This window comes from Streptomyces sp. 11x1, from assembly GCF_032598905.1.
Lineage (GTDB): Bacteria > Actinomycetota > Actinomycetes > Streptomycetales > Streptomycetaceae > Streptomyces.
Window position 1 is genome coordinate 10,314,736 of the sequence record NZ_CP122458.1, and the last position, 20,319, is coordinate 10,335,054.

At 71.4% G+C, this 20,319-nt stretch carries 22 protein-coding genes; 12 read left to right on the forward strand and 10 right to left on the reverse strand.

The window, feature by feature from the left end:
- Positions 1-71: 71 nt before the first annotated feature.
- Positions 72-1,019, reverse strand: a complete 948-nt coding sequence (locus P8T65_RS45330) for a methionyl-tRNA formyltransferase (RefSeq protein WP_316731249.1) — start codon at positions 1,017-1,019, stop codon at positions 72-74.
- Positions 1,020-1,139: 120 nt separating this feature from the next.
- On the opposite strand from P8T65_RS45330, the gene P8T65_RS45335 reads away from it, so the two are divergent.
- The 5 genes from P8T65_RS45335 (at position 1,140) to P8T65_RS45355 (ending at position 6,256) form a co-directional block, all read left to right on the forward strand.
- A complete protein-coding gene (locus P8T65_RS45335) occupies positions 1,140-2,474 on the forward strand; it encodes a SidA/IucD/PvdA family monooxygenase (protein ID WP_316731250.1) in 1,335 nt (444 codons plus the stop codon).
- Between the two features lie 160 nt (positions 2,475-2,634).
- Positions 2,635-3,102, forward strand: a complete 468-nt coding sequence (locus P8T65_RS45340) for a hypothetical protein (RefSeq protein ID WP_316731251.1) — start codon at positions 2,635-2,637, stop codon at positions 3,100-3,102.
- A 119-nt stretch (positions 3,103-3,221) separates the two neighbouring features.
- A complete protein-coding gene (locus P8T65_RS45345) occupies positions 3,222-3,725 on the forward strand; it encodes a hypothetical protein (protein WP_316731252.1) in 504 nt (167 codons plus the stop codon).
- 51 nt (positions 3,726-3,776) lie between these two features.
- Positions 3,777-4,958 (forward strand): PLP-dependent cysteine synthase family protein, encoded by a 1,182-nt coding sequence (locus P8T65_RS45350; protein ID WP_316731253.1) that lies wholly within the window; start codon positions 3,777-3,779, stop codon positions 4,956-4,958.
- The gene (locus P8T65_RS45355) at positions 4,955-6,256 is read left to right on the forward strand and encodes an MFS transporter (RefSeq protein WP_316731254.1); all 1,302 of its coding nucleotides are present in this window, start codon (positions 4,955-4,957) and stop codon (positions 6,254-6,256) included. Before P8T65_RS45350 ends, P8T65_RS45355 begins: the two co-directional genes overlap by 4 nt.
- Before the next feature lie 254 nt (positions 6,257-6,510).
- Here the strand turns inward: P8T65_RS45355 and P8T65_RS45360 are convergent, their stop codons facing one another.
- Positions 6,511-7,797, reverse strand: a complete 1,287-nt coding sequence (locus P8T65_RS45360; protein WP_316731255.1) for a streptophobe family protein — start codon at positions 7,795-7,797, stop codon at positions 6,511-6,513.
- Between the two features lie 174 nt (positions 7,798-7,971).
- Here P8T65_RS45360 and P8T65_RS45365 point away from each other — a divergent pair, with 174 nt between their 5' ends.
- The 3 genes from P8T65_RS45365 to P8T65_RS45375 all read left to right on the forward strand — a co-directional run bounded on the left by P8T65_RS45365 (position 7,972) and on the right by P8T65_RS45375 (position 10,504).
- Complete coding sequence (locus tag P8T65_RS45365) at positions 7,972-9,270, forward strand: DUF6777 domain-containing protein (protein WP_316731256.1); 1,299 nt, start codon at positions 7,972-7,974, stop codon at positions 9,268-9,270.
- A 215-nt stretch (positions 9,271-9,485) separates the two neighbouring features.
- Positions 9,486-10,076: a DinB family protein gene (locus P8T65_RS45370; RefSeq protein ID WP_316731257.1), complete on the forward strand. Its 591-nt coding sequence runs from the start codon at positions 9,486-9,488 to the stop codon at positions 10,074-10,076.
- 80 nt (positions 10,077-10,156) lie between these two features.
- Positions 10,157-10,504 carry a helix-turn-helix transcriptional regulator gene (locus P8T65_RS45375; RefSeq protein WP_316731258.1) on the forward strand — a complete coding sequence of 116 codons (348 nt, stop codon included), beginning with the start codon at positions 10,157-10,159 and terminating at the stop codon, positions 10,502-10,504.
- 43 nt (positions 10,505-10,547) lie between these two features.
- On the opposite strand, the gene P8T65_RS45380 is transcribed toward P8T65_RS45375, so the two are convergent.
- The gene (locus P8T65_RS45380) at positions 10,548-11,150 is read right to left on the reverse strand and encodes an ATP-dependent Clp protease proteolytic subunit (protein ID WP_316731259.1); all 603 of its coding nucleotides are present in this window, start codon (positions 11,148-11,150) and stop codon (positions 10,548-10,550) included.
- Positions 11,150-11,806: an ATP-dependent Clp protease proteolytic subunit gene (locus P8T65_RS45385; protein WP_316731260.1), complete on the reverse strand. Its 657-nt coding sequence runs from the start codon at positions 11,804-11,806 to the stop codon at positions 11,150-11,152. Before P8T65_RS45385 ends, P8T65_RS45380 begins: the two co-directional genes overlap by 1 nt.
- A 221-nt stretch (positions 11,807-12,027) precedes the next feature.
- On the opposite strand from P8T65_RS45385, the gene P8T65_RS45390 reads away from it, so the two are divergent.
- Positions 12,028-12,507 carry a VOC family protein gene (locus P8T65_RS45390; protein ID WP_316731261.1) on the forward strand — a complete coding sequence of 160 codons (480 nt, stop codon included), beginning with the start codon at positions 12,028-12,030 and terminating at the stop codon, positions 12,505-12,507.
- 380 nt (positions 12,508-12,887) lie between these two features.
- Here P8T65_RS45390 and P8T65_RS45395 read toward each other — a convergent pair whose 3' ends face one another.
- The gene (locus tag P8T65_RS45395) at positions 12,888-13,979 is read right to left on the reverse strand and encodes an IS630 family transposase (protein ID WP_316724587.1); all 1,092 of its coding nucleotides are present in this window, start codon (positions 13,977-13,979) and stop codon (positions 12,888-12,890) included.
- 67 nt (positions 13,980-14,046) lie between these two features.
- Between P8T65_RS45395 and P8T65_RS45400 the strand changes: the two genes are divergently transcribed.
- Entirely contained in the window at positions 14,047-14,826 is a 780-nt protein-coding gene (locus tag P8T65_RS45400; protein ID WP_316731940.1) for a TerC family protein, read from the forward strand.
- 14 nt (positions 14,827-14,840) lie between these two features.
- Here P8T65_RS45400 and P8T65_RS45405 read toward each other — a convergent pair whose 3' ends face one another.
- From P8T65_RS45405 to P8T65_RS45415, 3 genes are all read right to left on the reverse strand, one after another.
- A complete protein-coding gene (locus P8T65_RS45405) occupies positions 14,841-15,803 on the reverse strand; it encodes an SGNH/GDSL hydrolase family protein (RefSeq protein WP_316731262.1) in 963 nt (320 codons plus the stop codon).
- A 121-nt stretch (positions 15,804-15,924) separates the two neighbouring features.
- Entirely contained in the window at positions 15,925-16,602 is a 678-nt protein-coding gene (locus tag P8T65_RS45410) for a DUF3105 domain-containing protein (RefSeq protein ID WP_316731263.1), read from the reverse strand.
- A gap of 95 nt (positions 16,603-16,697) precedes the next feature.
- Entirely contained in the window at positions 16,698-17,078 is a 381-nt protein-coding gene (locus P8T65_RS45415) for a DUF6153 family protein (RefSeq protein ID WP_316731264.1), read from the reverse strand.
- 207 nt (positions 17,079-17,285) lie between these two features.
- Between P8T65_RS45415 and P8T65_RS45420 the strand changes: the two genes are divergently transcribed.
- The gene (locus tag P8T65_RS45420; protein ID WP_316731265.1) at positions 17,286-18,095 is read left to right on the forward strand and encodes a VOC family protein; all 810 of its coding nucleotides are present in this window, start codon (positions 17,286-17,288) and stop codon (positions 18,093-18,095) included.
- Positions 18,096-18,131: 36 nt separating this feature from the next.
- Positions 18,132-18,860 carry a ribonuclease H gene (locus P8T65_RS45425; protein WP_316731266.1) on the forward strand — a complete coding sequence of 243 codons (729 nt, stop codon included), beginning with the start codon at positions 18,132-18,134 and terminating at the stop codon, positions 18,858-18,860.
- A 35-nt stretch (positions 18,861-18,895) separates the two neighbouring features.
- On the opposite strand, the gene P8T65_RS45430 is transcribed toward P8T65_RS45425, so the two are convergent.
- Both P8T65_RS45430 and P8T65_RS45435 read right to left on the reverse strand, forming a co-directional pair.
- Positions 18,896-19,348 carry an SRPBCC family protein gene (locus tag P8T65_RS45430; protein ID WP_316731267.1) on the reverse strand — a complete coding sequence of 151 codons (453 nt, stop codon included), beginning with the start codon at positions 19,346-19,348 and terminating at the stop codon, positions 18,896-18,898.
- A 100-nt stretch (positions 19,349-19,448) separates the two neighbouring features.
- Positions 19,449-20,273, reverse strand: a complete 825-nt coding sequence (locus P8T65_RS45435) for a tyrosinase MelC2 (protein ID WP_316731268.1) — start codon at positions 20,271-20,273, stop codon at positions 19,449-19,451.
- Positions 20,274-20,319 lie beyond the last annotated feature (46 nt).

A 20,319-nucleotide genomic window follows, 5' to 3' on the forward strand; every position in this document is an offset into this window, starting at 1 on the left:
CCTCGGTACCGCCGGCCGGCACGGGCGCCTCGCGGGCACCGCCGGCCGATGCGACCGGCGGTGCCCCGAGTTCACGGACGGGCCGTCAGATAGCCGCCCATCGTGCGGAAGTAGTCCGTCGCCGCGAGTTCCGTGCCGTCCTCCGTCCGCACCCGCTTGACCGCCAGCCCCGGCAGCCGCCCGGAGCGCGCCTCGGCGCCGGCGACGACCACGACACCGTCTCCCTCCCGGATGAAGATCCGCCCCGGCGTGCCGCCGTAACGGCCCTCGGACACAGCGGCCGAGACGATCCGGACGCGCTGCCCCCGATGGTGGGTGAAGGCGTTCGGATACGGGTCGGACTGGGCCCGTACGAACCGCTCCAGGTCCTGGGCGGGCCAGGTCCAGTCGATCCGGCTGTCCTCCAGTGACCGCTTGTGGAAGAAACTCGACCGCGAGCGGTCCTGGGGCGTCCACACGGCCTCGCCGGAGGCGATGAGATCCAGCGACTCGGTGACGAGCGGGCCGATCAGATCGACCGTGCGGTGAAACAGGTCCGTCGCCGTGTCCTTCGGCCCGACCGCCACCGAACGCTGCAACAGCACATCGCCCATATCGAGTTCGGCGTCCATCCGGTGGGCCGTGACACCGACCTCGGGCTCGCCGTTGATGAGTGCCCAGATGAGCGGGGAGAAGCCCGCGTAGGCGGGGAGCAGCGAGTCATGGATGTTGAGCGTGCCGTGCGGCGGCAGATCGAAGATCTCCGGCGGCAGCCAGGTGCGCCAGTTGTTCGCCACGATGAGGTCCGGCTCGGCCTCCTTGAGCGCGCGCAGCAGCTCGTCGTCGTCCGGCCGGTTGCGCAACAGCACCGGTACGTCGTGCTGTTCGGCGAGATCGGCCACCGAGTCGTTCCAGATCTTTTCGTACGCGTGGTCGCTCTTCGGATGGGTGACGGCCAGCACCACCTCGTGTTCGGAATTCAGCAGTGCCTGCAGCGTCCGGTGTCCCCAGGTCTGGTACCCGAACATGACGACCCGCATATGAGCCCTCCTCAGCCGTTGCTAGGTAAGGCTTACCTTATCTAACATGGCTCTGCTTGGGGGAGGCTGTGTTCCGGCTTGGAGACTCTGTGACCCCTTCTATGAAAGGCAGATGACGCGGTGACGACGCTGCACACCGGGGCGGATTCCATCTACGACGTACTGGGGATCGGGTTCGGCCCGTCCAATCTCGCACTCGCCATCGCACTGCACGAACACTCCGTGGCCTCTGGTACGCAGGACGGACTGCGGGTCGGATTCCTGGAGAGACAACCCCGGTTCGGGTGGCACCGGGGCATGCTCATCGACGACGCCACCATGCAAGTGTCCTTCCTCAAAGACCTGGTGACGATGCGTGACCCCACCAGCGACTTCAGCTTCCTGTGCTACCTGCGCGACCGCGGCCGTCTCGTCGACTTCCTCAACCTGAAGACGCTCTTCCCGCTGCGCATCGAGTTCCACGACTACTTCGAGTGGGCGGCAGCCCGCGTCGCGCACCTCGTCGAATACTCCTCGGAGGTCGTCTCCGTACGTCCGGTCACCCAGGACGGCGAGATCCGCTACTTCGACGTCACCAGCCGCGTCCCCGGCGACCCCGACAGCCTCACCGTCCGCAGGACCCGCAGCATCTGCGTGGCCACCGGCCTGGAGCCGCATCTCCCGCCCGGCGCCGCCCTGTCCGAACGGGTCTGGCACAACAGCGAGTTGCTGCCTCGCGTCGGCCAAGTCGTGTGCACCGGAAGGCCCGTGCGCCGCGCGATCGTCCTCGGCGCGGGCCAGAGCGCGGCGGAGGCCGTGGACTACCTCCACCGCAACTTCCCCGAGGCCGAGATCTGCTCGGTCTTCGCCAAGTACGGCTACACACCCGCCGACGACAGCCCCTTCGCCAACAAGATCTTCGACCCCGAGGCCGTCGACCTCTACTACGGCGCGCCCCGCGAGGTGAAGCAGTCGCTGTTCGACTACCACCGCAGCACCAACTACTCCGTCGTGGACATGGACCTGATCGAGTCCCTGTCCCGGTCCATGTACCAGGAGAAGGTCCAGGGCCGGGAGCGGCTGCGGATGATGAACGTCTCCCGGTTGCGCGAGGTCGAGGACGGCCCCGAGGACGTCAAGGTGACCGTGGAGTTCCTGCCGACGGGGGAGCGCGAGGTCCTCTCCTCCGACCTCCTCGTCTACGCCACCGGCTACCGGCCCCGGGGCGTCGGCGACGACCTGGGCGAGATCGGCAAACTCTGTCTGCGCGACGACGAGGACGCCCTCATGGTCGGCCGCGACCACCGGGTCACCACCAACTCCAATGTCACCGCCGACATCTATCTGCAGGGCGGCACCGAACACACCCACGGCCTCACCTCCACCCTCCTGTCCACCACCGCCGTACGCGCCGGGGAGATCTGCGCCTCCCTCCTCGCCCGCCGTGCGGCGGTCCCGACGGCCGCGGAGGGGTGAGGACCCGCCGCCATGCGTCCCCGATGCAGGGGGCGGCCGCTCGCCGCAGCAAATCGGTCATTTGCTTGGCGCGTTGGCGCCGCGCACCCGGAGATCCGGACGAGTGACCTCCGGGGCGCGTTAGCATCACGGTGTGATGACGGTTAGGCCACTTCGACGCATGGCTCGGGCCCGCGCTCTCGCGGGCCCGCTGCTGCGCGTGCTCGGCCTCGCCGTGGTTCTGTTCGCCGTCGCCCTGACACACGGGGCGACCCCGGAGAGCGCCGGTGGACACGGGGTGACCAGCGCCGTGACCTCGGCGACCGGTACGACCGAACTCCCGCCCCACGGTGGGGACGTGCCGTCCACGATCTCCTCGGCCGCGGCCGTCGAGGCCCTCGTCGGGCCTCCCGCCGACCCGCACGACCGGCCCGGAGGGCACGGCCACCACGGCATCGACGGCCCGGCCGAACACTGCGCCTCCGCGCAACCGCAGCAGGGGCCGTCCCTGGGGCAGCCCCGGTTCGCGGTGTCGGTGAGCGAAGTCGTCGCACCGGGCTGCGCTCCATCCGCGCGCGATGCCGGCGAGGCGCACCCGTCCGACCGGTCGTCAGCCGCCCTGAGAGCACTGGTCGTCCAGCAGGTCTAGGCCCCCGCGCTCCTCCTTCCCGTCCTGTTGTCTCCCCGTTCCACATCCGCGCGCCCTCGTCCGCTCCCGGCCACCCGCCGCCGAGCCGGGCCTGCCGTGCGCGCGCCCGGAGGACCCCCGTGCCGCTCCACTTCCGCGTGCCCGCATCCTGCCGGCGGGCACCGGCCCTCTCACGCCGGCCGAAACCGCTCGCCGCCCTCGTGCACGGCTTCCTGCTGGTCGCGTTCGTCCTGTGCGCCCTCGCGCACGGGCCGTCCGACGAGTCGCACCGCTCGTCCGCGGCGCCCGCCCCCGTGTCCACCGCGACCCCGGCGCCCGGGGGCACGGTCGGAGCGACCCGGGCAATCTCGACGACCTGGGCAACCCCGGCGGCACCCGAAGCCCCGCACGGACCCCATGGCCATCACTCGGCCGAGGAGTGCCTGTCGGGCGGCGTCCCCCGGACACCGACCGCCCAGACCTCGCACCACCCACCGCCCGCCACCGATCCCGCGCTCCTGCTCGCCGGAATCACCGCCGCGGCACCGGGCCCACCACCGCCGGCGCGCCGCAGCCCGCTCCGACGCCGGCGCTCCCGCACGGGCCGGACCGTGTTGGTGCGCACCTCGCGGTGGCGGATCTAGACCTCTCGCCCGCGGCCTCCCCCGACGGCGGCCCGCCATGTGCACGCGACCATGTCAACGTCCAGCGAGAGCGACACCATGCGATCCATCAACGCCACCTCCCACGCCCTCCCCGAGGCGGTCCCCCTCACCTCGACCGCACTCACCGACCGCATTGCCGCGAACGGCCGTTCGGCCCTCCCGGAGCTGGTCGGCAACACCCCCCTCCTGCGCGTGTCCGAGCCGCTGACCCCGGCCGGACACGGCTTCTGGGCCAAGCTTGAGGGCTTCAACCCCGGCGGCATCAAGGACCGCCCCGGCCTCTACATGGTCGAACGGGCCCGCGCTCGGGGCGAGTTGCGGCCCGGCGCGCGGATCATCGAGTCCACCAGCGGCACCCTCGGCCTCGGCCTCGCGCTGGCGGGCATGGTGTACGGCCACCCCGTCACCCTGGTCACCGACCCCGGCCTCGAACCGTCCATGACCCGGCTGCTCGGCGTCTACGGCGCCGCCGTCGACATCGTCACCGACCCGCATCCCACGGGCGGTTGGCAGCAGGCCAGGCGCGACCGCGTCACCGAACTCCTCGGCCGCTACGACGGCTCCTGGTGCCCGGACCAGTACAACAACCCCGACAACACGACCGCGTACACCCCGCTCGCCCTCGAACTCGCCTCCGCGCTGGGCCACATCGACACCCTCGTGTGCAGCGTCGGCACCGGCGGACACTCGGCGGGCGTCGGCCGGGTCCTGCGCCAGCTCTATCCGGACATCCGGATCGTCGGCGTCGACACCGTCGGCTCGACCATCTTCGGCCAGCCCGCCCGCACCCGTCTGATGCGCGGCCTGGGCTCCAGCATCCACCCGCGCAATGTCGCCTACGACACCTTCGACGAGGTCCACTGGGTCGCCCCGGACGAGGCCGTACGGACCTGCCGTCTCCTGGCCGCGTCCCACTACGCCACCGGCGGGTGGAGCGTCGGCGCGGTCGCCCTCGTCGCCGGCTGGGTGGCCCGCACCGAGTCCCCGGACACCCGTATCGCGGCGATCTTCCCGGACGGCCCCCAGCGCTACCTCGACACCGTGTACGACGACGAGTACTGCGCCCGGCACGGGCTGCTCGCCGGACCACCAGCCGTCGAACCCGACGTGATCGGCCGCGCGGACGAGAAAGAAGTCACCCGCTGGACACGCTGCACCGACGTCGTCGACCCCCTCGCCCGGCCCGCCGCCCGCGAGGAGGACGGCGCATGAAGGGGACGCTCTCCCAGGTGCGGTCCTACGACCCCGCCGTCCAGCTGTTGATGGTCAACCAGTTCACCATCAACCTCGGCTTCTACATGCTGATGCCCTACCTGGCCGCCCACCTCTCCGGCACCCTCGGGCTGGCCGGCTGGATCGTCGGACTCGTCCTGGGCGTACGGAACTTCAGCCAGCAGGGCATGTTCGTGGTCGGCGGCGCACTCGCCGACCGCTTCGGCCACAAGCCGCTGATAGTCGCCGGCTGCGTCCTGCGCACCGTCGGCTTCGCGGCCCTCGGCTTCGTCGACTCCCTGCCCGCCCTGCTGGCGGCCTCGGCCGCCACCGGCCTCGCGGGCGCCCTGTTCAACCCGGCCGTGCGGGCCTACCTCGCGGCCGGGGCGGGGGAGCGCAGGGTCGAGGCGTTCGCCCTGTTCAACGTCTTCTACCAGGCGGGCATACTTCTCGGCCCGCTGGTCGGCATGGTGCTCACCGGTGTCGACTTCCGCGTCACCTGCCTCACCGCCGCCGGCATCTTCGCCGTGCTGTCGGTGGTGCAGATCCGCGCGCTGCCCTCCCGGGACCGCGAGGACGACGGGGCCCGGCGGGTCGAGAGCCGAGGGAGCCTGCTCGCCCAGTGGCGCGGCATCCTCGCCAACCGGCCCTTCCTGCTCTTCGCCGCCGCGATGACCGGCTCGTACGTCCTCACCTTCCAGGTCTATCTGTCCCTGCCGCTGGAGGTGCGACGCCTGGGCGGGGACGGGGAGTTCGGCACGGCGGCCGTGGCGGTGCTGTTCGCGGTGTCCGGGCTGAGTACCGTCCTCGGCCAGACCCGGGTGACGGCCTGGTGCAAGGCCCGCTACGAGCCGGGCCAGGCACTGGTGCGGGGACTGGCGGTCATGGGCGCCGCCTTCGTGCCCCTGCTCGTGCCCGCGTTGCTGCCCGTGCCCGACGCCGGGCCGGGGCGGTGGCTGTCGGCGGCCCTCCCGCCGACACTGGCCGCGCTGCTGCTGGCCGTCGGCACGATGATCGCATACCCCTTCGAGATGGACACGATCGTCCGCCTCAGCGGAGACCGGCTCGTCGCCACGCACTACGGGCTGTACAACACCGTCTGCGGTATCGGCATCACCGTCGGGAACCTGCTCACGGGCGTCGCGCTGGACGCCGCCCGGGAGGCCGGGCTGCCCGCGCTGCCGTGGCTCGCGCTGACCGCGCTCGGCCTCGGGTGTGCCGCGTCCGTGCACGGCCTGCACCGCGGGGGCCGGCTGGCGGCACCCGCACCGGAGCCGTTGACCGTCAGGCCGGCCTGACCGTCGGACGACGCTGACCGTCCGACCGGCCCGACCGCTCGACGGACCTGAGGCACCGACAAGGGGCGGACGCCGCACGGCGTCCGCCCCACCTGGCGGCTGGTCGGCGGTGCCCGCCGCCACCGGTCCTGGGCCGGGGAGACACCTCGGCCCCTCCCGGATGCCCGGCAGCGCGGTGTCGGTGGCGGGCGGCGCAGGCTCGCCACGGGCGCGGGTCGCCGCCGCGGGAGCGGGCCAGGGCGCCGCCGCCCCGCCTACCGGCGGTCGCCGGCCGTGCCGACCTCGCCCCGCCGTCGTACGCCCTTCGCCAACACCCCGCCCAGGAACCCGGTCACGAGGCCCCACAGCACGGCGAGTCCGAGCGCGGACCACAGATGGGGCCGCAGGTACAACTCCCCGCCCAGGTCGCCGCCGAGGTCGCCGATGCCGATGACCGACAGCCCGTAGTGCGCGGAGATCCGGGCCACGAGGCAGATCATCAGCACGGTGAGGGCGAGCGTGGCCGCCATGTGCACACCGTGCTGCCACAGCCGCACCCGGGCAGGTGAGCGGGCTGCCATCACGAACGCGGCGGCGGTCAGCAGCACGGCGTTCACGACCACCAGCCACCAGACCCGGCCGTCGTACTCGGCGAGGGAGCCCAGGTTCAGCGTCGACACATCGGGTCCGCGCACGACCTCGTCCAGGATCTTGGGCATCGGCAGCCCGAAGGGCCCCTCGACCTGGCTGTCCCAGGTGACGCCCAGGCCGATCGTGAACACCAGCCACATCACGTTGGGCAGCCCCAGCAGGATCACCGCGGCCGTCTCGGAGGCGTGCCCTCGGGTCAGCGCCACCACCACGGCGATCACCAGCCCGATGCCGACGTATGCCAGCAGCAGGCCCACCATCGCGTACGCGGCGGGCCGCACCGACTCCTGGAACCGCAGCAGCCGCGCCGGGAGCGGCGCCCCGCGCGACACCAGCAGTGCCAGGACGAGGACGCCGGCGAGCCACAGCAGCCCGAAGAACAGGGTCGGCGCCACGGCGGTCTCGAACCCCACCCGGGCGGAGGCGCCGAAGAAGTCGCCCACGTCGCCGAGCGGGAGGTCGAAGCGCTGGCGGGCCGCGACCGCGAGGCCGATCAGGGCCACGAGCCACAGGACGGCGATCCGGGCGGCCCAGCCCGCGAGTTCGCCCGCTCCCGCGACCGCCCGGTGCCGCAGGGGTCGCAGGAATCCGGCGGCGATCACCAGCGCGCCGACGAGGGTCACCGACAGCGGGACCACGGTCAGGCCCGCCCGCGTCTCGGCGAGGGGCCCGGCGTCGCCGGAGAGTTCGACGGTGCCGCCGACCGCCGTCACCACGGTGGCCGCGACCACCCGGGGGAACGCGCCGTCGGGGAGGTCCGTGGCGCCCGCCGCCCAGAGTCCGAGGGACGCCGTCACGATCATCGCGATCAGCCCGGCCAGCACGGTGGCGAGGGCGTGGAGCCAGCCGTGGCGGGCGACCGCCCGCCCGGATGACGCCGTTCGCCGCGGACGCAGGGTCTGGGGACTCACTCTTGCCACGCTAAGCATGGCCGGGGCACTCCGCGCGGCGAGCGGGCGGGGCCCGTCACCGACACCCGTCGGCTTGCGGGGTGCACGGGACCAGAGCACACAATGGGCCTGTTGTGGAACAGAACGCCGTCATCGGCGTGAATCGCCGCAGATCCCTACGGCGGGAGAAGCCCCGTGAGCGCCGACCAACCGTCCTCCGGCCGCCCGACCGGCCCGCCGTCCGGCCCTCTGTCCGGACCGTCGCAGCCCGGCCCCACCCCACCCGAGCCGTCCCGTCCGAGCGGCGGGGGACCACCGGAACCCCCGAGCGGACCTTCGGGCGCGGGCGGAACAGGCGACTCCGGCGGGGGACCCGGCGGGCCCCGGGGACCAGGGGGACCCGGTGGTCCCGGCGGCCCTGAGGGGCCGGGCGGGCCCGGCGGCTCCGGGGCAGGACCCGCGGGCCCCGGCCGCCCGTGGTGGCGGTCCGCGCCCCGCATCGCCCTCCTGGTCGCCGCGGCCGTCGTCGCCGTGGTCCTGGTCGTCGTCCTCACCCGCTCCGACGACTCGGGCGGCTCGGCGGACGGCGAGGTCTTCCTCCAGGCCGCCGGCAAGTCCGGCCCCGACCCGTTCACCGAGTCGACGGCGAACGACAGCTCCATCCCGCCCGAGACCCCCACCACCACACCGACCCGGTCCGAACCGGCCAACGTGACCCGCGCCGTGGACGGTGCGGCCGCCGGCCTCTACGGCGGCACCCGCAACGTCGCCAGCTGCGACGTCGAGAAGCAGGTCGAGGTGCTCGGGGCGAACCCCGCCAAGAACGACGCGTTCGCCGCCGTGGCCGGCGTCGAGTCCGCCGACGTTCCCGCCTATCTGCGTTCGCTCACCCCGGTGCAGCTGCGCATGGACACCCGCGTCACCAACCACGGCTACCGCGACGGCGCCGCCACCAGCTACCAGGCCGTCCTCCAGGCGGGCACCGCCGTCCTCGTCGACGACCGGGGGGTGCCCCGGGTGCGCTGCGCCTGCGGCAACCCGTTGAAGCCGCCGGTCGCGCTGAAGACCACACCGGAGCCGAAGGGCGACTCCTGGTCGTCGTACCGGGCCCAGAACGTGGTGGCCGTCGAGCCCTCGACGGTGATCATCAACGTCTTCGTCCTCTACGACCCCGACCACGACGACTGGTTCACCCGGCCCGCCGGCGACACCGGTGGCAAGGACAAGAAGACCAGCCCACCGGTCGACCAGCCCTCCCCGTCGGCTTCCACGTCGTTCTCCGAGGAACCGCCCACCGAGTCGCCCGAACCGTGCGACTCGACCGGCAGCCCGTGCCCCTCCTCGTCCGCCGTGACACCGTCCACCTCCGTGCCCGAGCCGGAGCCGGAGAAGCCGGAGAGTCCCGAGACCGACGACTCGGCGCCGGACGACACCACGACGACGGGTACGGCGGCCCTCCGCGACGCCCCGGAGCGGGCCGCACCGAACAGGTGACCGGCCCGCCGACCGGCCCTGCGACCCGCCGGCCCTCGCGGCCCGGCACTCCCCGGGCGGCCTCCGAGGGGATTCGAGACTGTTCGACAGCCGATCAGGGGCGAAGGTTGCACGGGAGTCCACAGCGACTTCAGTCGGCTCCCGGGGCCGGGGACGAGCCGTCCCGACGGAAAACGGGTGGCGGACCGCCGCACGGACGGTCGATGCTCCTGCGCATGACCGACCATCGTGGGACACGGAACGCCGAACAACCGCTGCCGGAGCGGGTGACCGGGTGGGGCGACCGATTCGTCGGCCCCGACGAGGATCCGCGTGGCGACGGCGGGTTCGACGGGGAACGGGCCACGCTCGTCGGGTACTTGCGCAACCAGCGGCTCACCCTGGAGCTGAAGTGCGCCGGCCTGGACGCCGAGGCGCTGGCCCGGCGCGCGGTGCCGCCGTCGAACATGTCGCTGCTCGGGCTCGTGCGCCATCTGGCCGGCGTGGAACAGTACTGGTTCCGCGAGGCGTTGGCGGGCCGGCCGGAGCCTCGCCACTACCGCGCCGGCGAGAACCCCGACGCTGACTTCGACGACGCCGTGGCCGACCCCGAGGCCGTCGCCGATGCCTGGCGGACCTGGCGCGCCGAGGTCGACTTCGCCGAGCGCTTCGTGGCCGCCGCCCCCGACCTGGCCGTCACCGGACAGCACGACGGCGAGCCCATCGCCCTGCGCGAGGTGCTGGTCCACCTGATCGAGGAGTACGCCCGCCACAACGGCCACGCCGACCTCCTGCGCGAACGCATAGACGGCCGCATCGGCCAGTGAGCCCCGGCGCGGAACCGGATTCCCCTCTGGGCGGAACGCCGCCCCCTTGCCCTCCCGCCCGCCGTTCCTAGGCTGGAGAAGTGAGCCAACACGCGTCGAACGAAGCCCGAGTCATCCCCCTGCGCCCGGTCCCGCCGGCCGGCCCGCCCGCCAAGGAACCCCTGTGGCGCGACCTGGTCGGCGACGTGCTCCGCCGGGAGCGTCTGGCCCAGGAGCGCACCCTGAAGGACGTCGCCGACACGGCCCGCATCTCGATGCCGTACCTCTCCGAGGTGGAACGCGGCCGCAAGGAGGCCTCGTCGGAGGTCCTGGCGGCCGCCGCCCAGGCTCTCGGCCTGGGCCTGGGAGATCTGCTCTCGCTGGCCCAGCGGGAACTGACCCGCGGTGCGCCCAAGGCATCCTTCAACGGCCTGTGCCTCGCGGCCTGACGGGTCTCGACGGAGTCCCCGCGCCCCTGAGGGGGCGCGGGCCTCAGGCCTCCACCGGCCGTCGGCTCAGCACCTCGTCCGCCAGCCCGTAGCCCACCGCCTCCTCCGCCGTGAACACCTTGTCCCGGTCCATGTCGGCCCGGAGTTCCGCGACCTCACGCCCCGTGTGCCGCGCGAGCACCCGCTCGACCTGCGCCCGGATCCGCACCATCTCCTTGGCCTGTAGGGCGAGGTCGGAGACGGTGCCCTGACGGCCCCCGCTGGCCGGCTGCCCCAGCAGCACCCGCGCGTGCTCCAGCACGAACCGCCGCCCGGGGTCGCCGCCCGCCAGCAGCACCGCCGCCGTCGAGGCCGCCTGTCCCACACAGAGGGTCGAGATCGGGGCCCGTACGTACGACATCGTGTCGTAGATCGCCATCAGCGAAGTGAACGAGCCCCCGGGCGAGTTGATGTAGACGGAGATCTCGCGATCCGGCATCGCCGCCTCCAGATGCAGGAGTTGGGCGATGACGACGTTTGCCACCCCGTCGTCGATCTCCGTGCCGAGGAAGACGATGCGCTCGGACAGCAGCCGGCTGAAGACGTCGTAGGACCGCTCGCCCTGGGCGGTCCGCTCGACCACGTTCGGAATCGTGTACGTCCCCATCACTGCAGTCCCATCCGTCGACGCGAAGAGGCCGGACGCACGTCGTCGAGCGACTCGACGACCCGGTCGACCATCCCGTACTCCCGGGCCTGTCCGGCCGTGAACCAGCGGTCGCGGTCGCCGTCCCGGGAGACCGTCTCCTCGGACTGCCCGGTGTGCTCCGCGGTGATTCGCTCGATGGCCCGCTTGGTGAACTCCAGGTTCTCCGCCTGGATCTCGATGTCCGCGGTGGTGCCGCCGATGCCCGCCGACGGCTGGTGCATCATGATCCGCGCGTTGGGCAGCGCGAACCGCTTGCCGCGCGTGCCGACGCTCAGCAGGAACTGTCCCATGCTCGCGGCGAACCCCATCGCCAGCGTGGACACGTCGTTCGGGATCAGCCGCATCGTGTCGTAGATGGCGAGACCCGCCGTCACCGACCCCCCGGGGCTGTTGATGTACAGGCTGATGTCGGTGCGCGGGTCCTCCGCCGACAGCACCAGCAGCTGGGCGCAGACCCGGTTCGCGGAGACCTCGTCGACCTGGGTGCCGAGGAAGACGATCCGCTGGGCGAGGAGCTGTGCGGCGAGATGGTCGTCGAAGCGCGAGGGCGGGGTGTCACCCTCCTCCGCGCGCGGGGCGAGCAGCGGGGCCCGGCCGGTGATCAATGGAGCCACGGTTCCTCCCTGTGGGTGAACGCGGCCGCGGTGGCCGCTGGTTCCACCCTCCCCGTGAACCACCCCTCACCTGGCCTTTCTCTGCCAACGGCAGATTCGCCGACAGCAGAGCACCCCCGGCGCACCCTCGCCCGGCGCATCTCGTGTCCGCGCCACCGATGAGTTTCCGGACCAGGATCGGTCGACACAGGAGACGACACACCCCGCCGGAGGAGGCGCACATGTCCAGCGAAGGATTCACCACCTGCCTGTGGTTCGACGGCCAGGCCGAGGAGGCGGCCGCCCACTACGTCTCGGTCTTCAAGAACTCCCGGCTCGGCCGGGTCACGCACTACGGCGAGGGCGCGCCCCGGCCGGCCGGCTCCGTGCTGACCGTGGAGTTCACGGCCAACGGCCAGCAGTTCGTGGCGTTGAACGGCGGCCCGGAGTTCAAGTTCACCGAGGCCATCTCCTTCCAGATCCTCTGTGCCGACCAGGACGAGATCGACTACTACTGGAACAGCCTCACCGAGGGTGGCGAGCCCGGCCCCTGCGGTTGGCTCAAGGACCGGTTCGGCGTCTCCTGGCAGGTCGTGCCGGCCGAACTCATCGACATGATCAGCGACTCCGATCCACAGAAGGCGGCCCGGACGACCGCGGCGTTCATGGCGATGGGGAAGTTCGACCTCGCCGCCCTGCGCAAGGCGTACGCGGGCGAGTAGCCGTCCGCGCAGCCCCTCCCACCCTGGTGGGGCCCCCGCGGCGGGCCTCCACTAGGCCCTGTCGTCACATTCCCGCCCGCCCCGTGACGCCATGCACGTGCTCTCGACGCACCGGGCACCGACCCGAGTACGTCCGGTACGCGAGTCAGTGCCCGGCACGCCGAGAGCACGCTCCCCCGGTCTCGGCTGCGCTCGACCGGGAGGTACCCCCACGACGCCGCCAGGCCGCCCTCCGGGCGACGACGGGAATGTGACGACAGGGCCTAGAAGCGTCCTGAAGATCTTGAAAATGCGCCCGGCTTGCCCTACTTGATGGCGATTGACATTTACTGGCAATTCAGGGTGAGTCGGGCGGCCAGAGCAAGATCTTCAGCGGTCTCCTAGTGTCCTGAGTCTTTGATTCGGTTCAGATATCCGGTGAGGCGTTCGAAGATCTCGTCAGCGGTCTTCGTCCAGACGAAGGGCTTGGGGTTGTCGTTCCAGTCGGCGATCCAGGTCCGGATGTCCTTCTCCAGGGCTTGGACGTTCCTGTGGACGCCACGCCGTATCTGCTTGTCCGTCAGCAGGGCGAACCAGCGCTCCACTTGGTTGAGCCAGGAGGCGCTGGTCGGGGTGAAGTGCATGTGGAACCGCGGATGGGCCAGCAGCCACTTCTGGATCGCGGGCGTCTTGTGGGTGGCGTAGTTGTCGCAGATCAGGTGGACGTCGAGATGGTCGGGGACCTCCTTGTCCAGCTTGGCCAGGAACTTCTTGAACTCCACCGCGCGGTGCCGGCGGTGGAGCGAGCTGATGACCTCGCCGGTGGCCGCGTTCAGGGCGGCGAACAGGGTCGTCACGCCGCCGCGCAGGTAGTCGTGGGTGCGGCGCTCGGGCATGCCCGGCATCATCGGCAGCACCGGTGCCGACCGGTCCAGTGCCTGGATCTGCGACTTCTCGTCCACACAGAGGACGATGGCCCGCTCGGGCGGGTCCAGGTACAGGCCGACGACGTCGCGGACCTTCTCGATGAACTGCGGGTCCTTGGACAGCTTGAAGGTGTCCACCAGATGCGGTTTGAGGCCGAAGGTCCGCCAGATCCGCGAGATGGTGGACTGGCTCAGGCCGCTGGCCGCGGCCATTCCCCGCGTCGACCAGTGCGTGGCGTTCTTCGGGGTGGTCTCCAGGGTCCGCACGACCACCTCCTCGACCTTTTCGTCGCTCACCGTGCGGGGCGGGCCGGGCCGCGGCTCGTCGGACAGGCCCTGGAGCCGGTCGGCCGCGAACCGCCTGCGCCACTTGGCCACCGTGACCGGGTGGACCCCAAGCTCCGCTCCCACCGCGGTGTTCGAACCGCCCTCAGCACACGCAAGCACGATCCGGCACCGCAACGCCAGAGCCTGCGAGGACGTTGCTCGCCGCGACCAGCGCAGCAGCGTCTCTCGCTCCTCATCCGTCAGGACCACTTCGACCGTCGGCCGACCCATACGCGCCATGAGCCCAGCCTACTTCTTTAGCGAAATAAAGACTCAGGACACTAGGTCGCACTCGAGGATCTCGGTCATTCTTCACCCCGGGTCGGCTAGCGGATACAAAGAACTGCGGGTACTGGTCGCCGTCGACTTCTTCATCGGCCGTAAACCCCACGACGTGTCGATCAAGGAGGCGGGCATCTGGTCGGCTGTCTGGATCGCCCTGGCCGTCGCGTTCGGCCTGGGCGTGCTCGCCGTCGGCGGGGGCGAACCCGCGGGGGAGTTCTTCGCGGGGTTCATCACCGAGAAGTCGCTGAGCGTCGACAACCTCTTCGTCTTCGTCCTGATCACGGCGAAGTTCGCGGTGCCCTCGCAGCACCAGCAGCGCGTGCTCATGGTCGGCGTCCTCATGGCGCTGGTGCTCCGCGCGATCTTCATCGCGGCGGGCACGGCGATCATCTCCAGCTTCTCCCGGGTCTTCTACATCTTCGGCGCGTTCCTGATCTATACCGCCTGGAAGCTGGTCGAGGACGCCCGCAAGGACAGCCACGAGGAGGAGTACGAGGAGAACAAGCTTCTCAAGGCGGTGGAGCAGCGTTTCGGGGTGGCCGACCGATGCCACGGCACCAAGCTGTGGGTCGAGGAGAATGGCAAGCGCGTCATGACGCCGATGCTCGTCGTGATGCTGGCCATCGGCTCCACCGACGTGCACGCGCTGCACGAATCCGGCGTCCACGTCCCAGAGATCTCCATCCCCTTCTCCCTCGGCTTCATCGTTCTGGTCCTCGCGGTGACGACGGTGACGAGCCTGTGGGCGTCGAAGAAGCGGCAGGAGGCGACCGACGACGAGCCCACGTCCCAGCGGCTCTGAGGGGGCGGTACGGCCTACGGCCTGTCGGTACGTGCGTCGGCGATGGCCCGGGTGATCTCCCGGGCCATCCGCGTGACCCCCGGGGACCGGACCGGGCACGGCCTCGGCTCGGACGTCGTCGGGGCCAGACAGAAGTGCAGGTAGTCCTCGTCGTGGTGGAGCGCCGTGCGACCCCGGCCGGGCTGGGTGCAGTAGCCGTCGTGCTCACGTTCGTAGGCGGTGCACGGCAGGTACTGGGCCCAGGTGTAGCGGTCGGCGGCCGGGCTGACGGCCTTGCCGGCGTCCGCGACCAGGTCACCGTAGGCCCTGGCCTGCTTCGTGTACAGGGCGTTCACCCGGCGCACCCGGTCCGGGGTCATCGGGTCCGGGCCCTGGAGCACCCACACGATCGTCGGCCGGTGTTCGCCGCCCGCGCTCGCGATCTGATCGGTGAGCTGCTCGGCGGCGGCCGTGTACCGCCGGAAGTACTCGGCGCGGGCCTTGCCGTAGGTGACGCCGTCCATGCACGGGGTGTAGTCCCAGGCGTTGCCCCAGAACTGCAGGACCACATAGTCCGGGCGCAGCCGCCGCACCAGCGCGGCCGCCTTGTCCCGCGGAGGGACGAGCGACCGGTCGGCGGTGCCCTCCAGGTAGTCGCACAGGGTGGTGCCCGAGTAGGGGGCGCTGGTGTAGCGGGCGTCGAGGTCGTCCTTCAGCAGGTCACCGAGGACGGTCTGGTTCTCCGTGGCGAGGGAGTCCCCGAGGTAGAGCACCCCGGGCGCGGGTTTCGTCGTGGCGGTGTCTGCGTCGGTGCCGCCCGTGCCGCCGTCGTCGCCGGGCGACCCCGTGGCGGCGCGCTGACGGGTGGTCGACGACGGCTCCGGTGCCGCGGCCGACGGCGGCGCCTGGTCCGGTGCGGACTCCGGATCCCCGCACGCGCCGAGCAGCAGCCCGGCGAGCACCGCCCCCGTCACTCCCACGATCCACGGCTTGCGCATACGGCGACTCCCGCCCCGACCACCGAAACGGTTCCCCAGGCAAGCACAGCCCGACCCGAGGCGGAAGACCCGCGTTGGCCACGAGGGCGCCCGTTGGTGCGGACGCCCCCGCTCCGTCAGATCACGGGGTCATGCCACCCGTGCAGGCGGCCCCCGGCTCCGGTGTCTGCTCGCCCTGCACGTACTTGTCGATGAACTTCCGCACCCGCGGGTCGGACGCCTTGTCCACCTTCAACTGGTGCTCCCAGGCGCTCAGCACGATCGGCGACGACTGGTCCTCGTAGGGACTCATGAAGGTGTACGTCGTCTTGTTCACGAGGCCGGTCAGCGACTCGACGTCCGCCTTGGCGGCCTTGTCGTTGTACGTGATCCAGACGGCGCCGTGCTCCAGCGCGTGCACCGCGTTCTCGTTCGGCACGGCCTTGGTGTACACCTGCTTGTCGCAGTTGACCCACACCTGGTTGTGGTCGCCGCCCACGGGCGGGCTCATCTTGTAGTCGACGGCCTCGGTGACGTGATTCTGGGTGAGCTTCGACCAGCTCTTCACGCCCTCGACGGGCGCGGCCTTCGCCTCCTCCTTCTCCTGCGCCGCGTCGATCAGGTACCAGCCGCCGCCGACCAGCCCGGCGAGGATCACACCGGTCACACCGAGGGTGAGCAGCCGCATGCGCCGCTCACGGGCCTGCTCCGCCTTGCGTATCTCCTCGACGCGGGCACGCCGCGCCGCCTCTCTGGCCTTGGGGCTGTTGTTCCGGCCCTTCGGCGCGCTGTTCTTGGCCTTGGACTTTGATGAAGCCATGGGGTGTCCTTCTCCCGGCCCTGCCCGTACGGGCACGGCGGTCCTGCGAGTCGTCTGAGGTGGTGTCGTCACGGCCGGTGCCCGGCCCAGCCGGCCTAGACGCGGAGCAACTGCAGTTCGTGGAGATCGGGAGGACGGGCCCGCCCCGGTTCCCCCGCGCCGGACGGGGCGAGCGCGGCCGGAGCCGGCGCGGGCTGCCAGGGCGCGGCCGTGTGATCGGCGCCCGGCAACGGCATCTGGCCCAGCACCGCGGCCGGGTCGGAGGAGTGGCAGTCGTGCTCGCCGGGACTGTGCCCGCAGGGATCGCGATCCACGAGGGAGACCGAGTGCGGGCGGCGCTCGGACGCCTCAGCCGGGGGCGAGCCCGCGCAGAACAGGAGGAACGTGGTCAGGGCCAGTGCGGCCACGAGCACCAGGTGCGCCGTCCGGCCCCGGGCGCACGGCAGCGCCGTACGTCGGAACGGTCGGCCGGACATGGCGGCACCTCACGAGTCGAGTCACGAGTCGAGGCGAACGGGAGTGCGAGCGCCGCTGAAATTATCAGACACCGCACGGCAGTGGCCCCGCCTCCAGGGACTCGGGCCGGTTTCACGCGGTCCGTCCCGTTCGGCGCGCGACCGGAACCCGTCCTGGCTAGCGTGAGAGCCGGGAGACCACCCGTCGAACCGAGGAGAGTGGCAGCCATGGCCGCACAGCCCGAGGGAACGCCCTGTTGGGTCGACGCGATGTTCGGCGACGTCGAGGGCGCCAAGAACTTCTACGGCGAGGTCCTGGGCTGGACCTTCGGAGAGTCGTCCGCCGAGTACGGCAACTACACACAGGCGTACGCGGACGGCAAGGCGGTGGCCGCGGTCGTCCCGCCGATGCCCGGCCAGGAGGGCCAGTCCGCCTGGTGCCTGTACCTCGCCACGTCCGACGTGGACGCCACCGCGGCCAGGATCCGTGACAACGGCGGCGACGTGCTGATGGAGCCGATGCGGGTCGGCGAGTTCGGCTCCATGCTGCTGGCCCGCTCCCCGGACGGTGTCGTCTTCGGCTGCTGGCAGGCCGGCGTCCACCAGGGCTTCGAGGCGATGGGTGTGCCCGGCGCTTACACCTGGGCCGAGATCTTCACCCGGGAGCCGGAGAAGTCCGACGCGTTCTTCCCGGCCGTCTTCTCCTACCGGTCCAGGCAGATGGAGGACCCCGACGACCCGCACATGGACTTCCGCGTCTTCGACCTGGGGCAGAACCCGCTCCTCGGCCGGATGAAGATGACGGCGGAGGACTTCCCGCCCGAGGTGCCCTCGTACATCAACGTGTACTTCACCGTCCCCGACTGCGACGACGCGGTCGCCAAGGCGACGAAGCTCGGGGGTGTCCTGCGCTTCGGGCCGATGGACACCCCCTTCGGCCGCTTCGCCGCGCTCAGCGACCCGCAGGGCGCGTCGTTCTCGGTCATCGACGTCACCAACACCCAGGGCGAGATGCCGGAGCTCAAGGACGTCGACTGAGCGGACACAGGAACCGACGGGCACGCGCGGCATGGCATGATCGAGCGCATGTCGGAACGTGTTGTGGCCGCCTGTGACGGAGCCTGCAAGGGAAATCCCGGACCGGCGGGCTGGGCCTGGGTGGTGGCCGAGGACGATGAGATCCCCGCGCGCTGGGAGGCCGGCCCGCTGGGCAGGGCCACCAACAACGTCGCCGAACTCACCGCGCTGGAGCGGTTGCTGGCGGCCACCGACCCGGCGGTCCCGATCGAGATCCGGATGGACTCCCAGTACGCGATGAAGGCGGTCACCACCTGGCTGCCCGGCTGGAAGCGCAACGGCTGGCGCACGGCCGCCGGCAAGCCGGTCGCCAACCAGGAACTCGTCGTCCGCATCGACGAGTTGCTCGCCGGACGCTCGGTGGAGTTCCGCTACGTGCCCGCCCACCAGGTCGACGGCGACCGCCTCAACGACTTCGCCGACCGCGCGGCGAGCCAGGCGGCCACCGTCCAGGAACCCGCCGGCACCGAGCTGGGCTCCCCGGAGCCGCCGGCCGCGCCCGACACGGTCCCGGTCCGCCGTGCACCGGCGAAGAAGTCCGCGAGGTCCGGCAGGGCGGGCGGCCGCACCGGCTCCTCCGCCTCCTCGTCCCGCACCATCAAGGCGAAGTTCCCCGGCCGCTGCCAGTGCGGCCGCCCGTACGCCGCGGGTGAGCCCATCGCCAAGAACGACCAGGGCTGGGGCCACCCGGAGTGCCGTACGGGGGCGACGGCCGGGGCCGAGTAACCGGCCCGGCGGGACGCCCCGGGAGGGCGTGCGCGTCACACGACGGCGCCGCGCCACTCCCCGGTCTCCCGGCCGCGCTCCTCGATGAACTTCTTGAAGCGCGCCAGGTCGCCCTTGGTCTGCCGCTTCACGAAGCCCAGCCTGTCGGCCACCTTCTCGGCGGTGCCCTCCGGCTGGAACTCCATCTGCAGCATCACCTTCGTGCGCCCCTCGGCGAGGTGGTGGAAGGTGACGACGCCGGCCTGCCGGGCCTCACCGGAGATGGTCGTCCACGCGACCCGCTCGTCCGGGATCTGCTCGGTGATCTCCGCGTCGAACTCCCGGTGCACACCGTCCACCTTGGTCACCCAGTGCGTCAGCGTGTCCGACCGCTGCTCGATCCGCTCGACCCCGCTCATGAACTCGGGGAACGTCTCGAACTGCGTCCACTGGTTGTAGGCGGTCCGTACGGGGACCTGGACCTCGACGGACTCCTCGATCTGGGTCATCGATCGCCTCCTCACATCGGTTGCTGTTGCCGTCGCGGCCGGGTCGCCCCCGCCGCGTCCCGACGCGAGTACCCAGGTCCCCGGCGGATCAACGTCCCCCTCAGGCCGCGTCGAACGTGTAGTGCGGGGTGTGGTCCAGCAGCGCCGCCGGGGTCGTGTCGTCCCACGGCTTCATCGTCTCGTTCAGGTCCACCACGTTCGGCGTCCCGGCGGCCGGCAGGTACGCCGAGTTCGGGTGCAGCCGCTGCCAGTCGGCCCACAGCTTGTCGATGAACGCGTGGTGCAGCCAGAACACCGGGTCGTTGGGGGAGACCCCGGTGCCCATCTGGCCGCCCACCCAGACGTGCACCCGGTTGTGGAGGTTGACGCCCCGCCACCCCTCCAGGTGATTGCGGAACCCGTCCGAGGCACTGTTCCAGGGCGCCATGTCGTACGTGGACATGGCGAGCACGGAGTCCACCTCGGCCCGGGTCGGCAGCTGCCGCACCGTGCTCCCGAGGGCGCGGCGCAGATAGGTGCGGCCGTCGATGCGCACGTTGATCGGCCAGTTCCCGTTGGACGCCGCGAACGGGCCGTCCATCACCCGTCCGTCGCGGCTGCGTCCGGTGCCGCCGAGGAAGTCGGGGGCCCAGAGGGAGGAGCGGGCCGTGCGGTCGGCCGTCCAGTCCCAGTAGGGCAGGGCGACCGTGGAGTCCACGGACTGCAGGGCCCGTTCGAACTCCAGCAGGAATCTACGGTGCCAGGGCAGGAAGGACGGCGAACGGTGGCCGGTGCGTTCGCCGTTGTCCGTGTCGCCGAGGATGAACGCGTTGTGCGTCGTGACGAACTCGTCGTAGCGGCCGGACCGCTTCAGCGCGATCAGCGCGTCGACGAAGCGCCGCTTCTCGTCGGCGGTCAGCGTCGCCTGGTTCTTGCGGGTGGTCATGGTTCTGCGGCTCCTTGCGGTGTTTCCGGTGGTGCGTGTGCGCGGC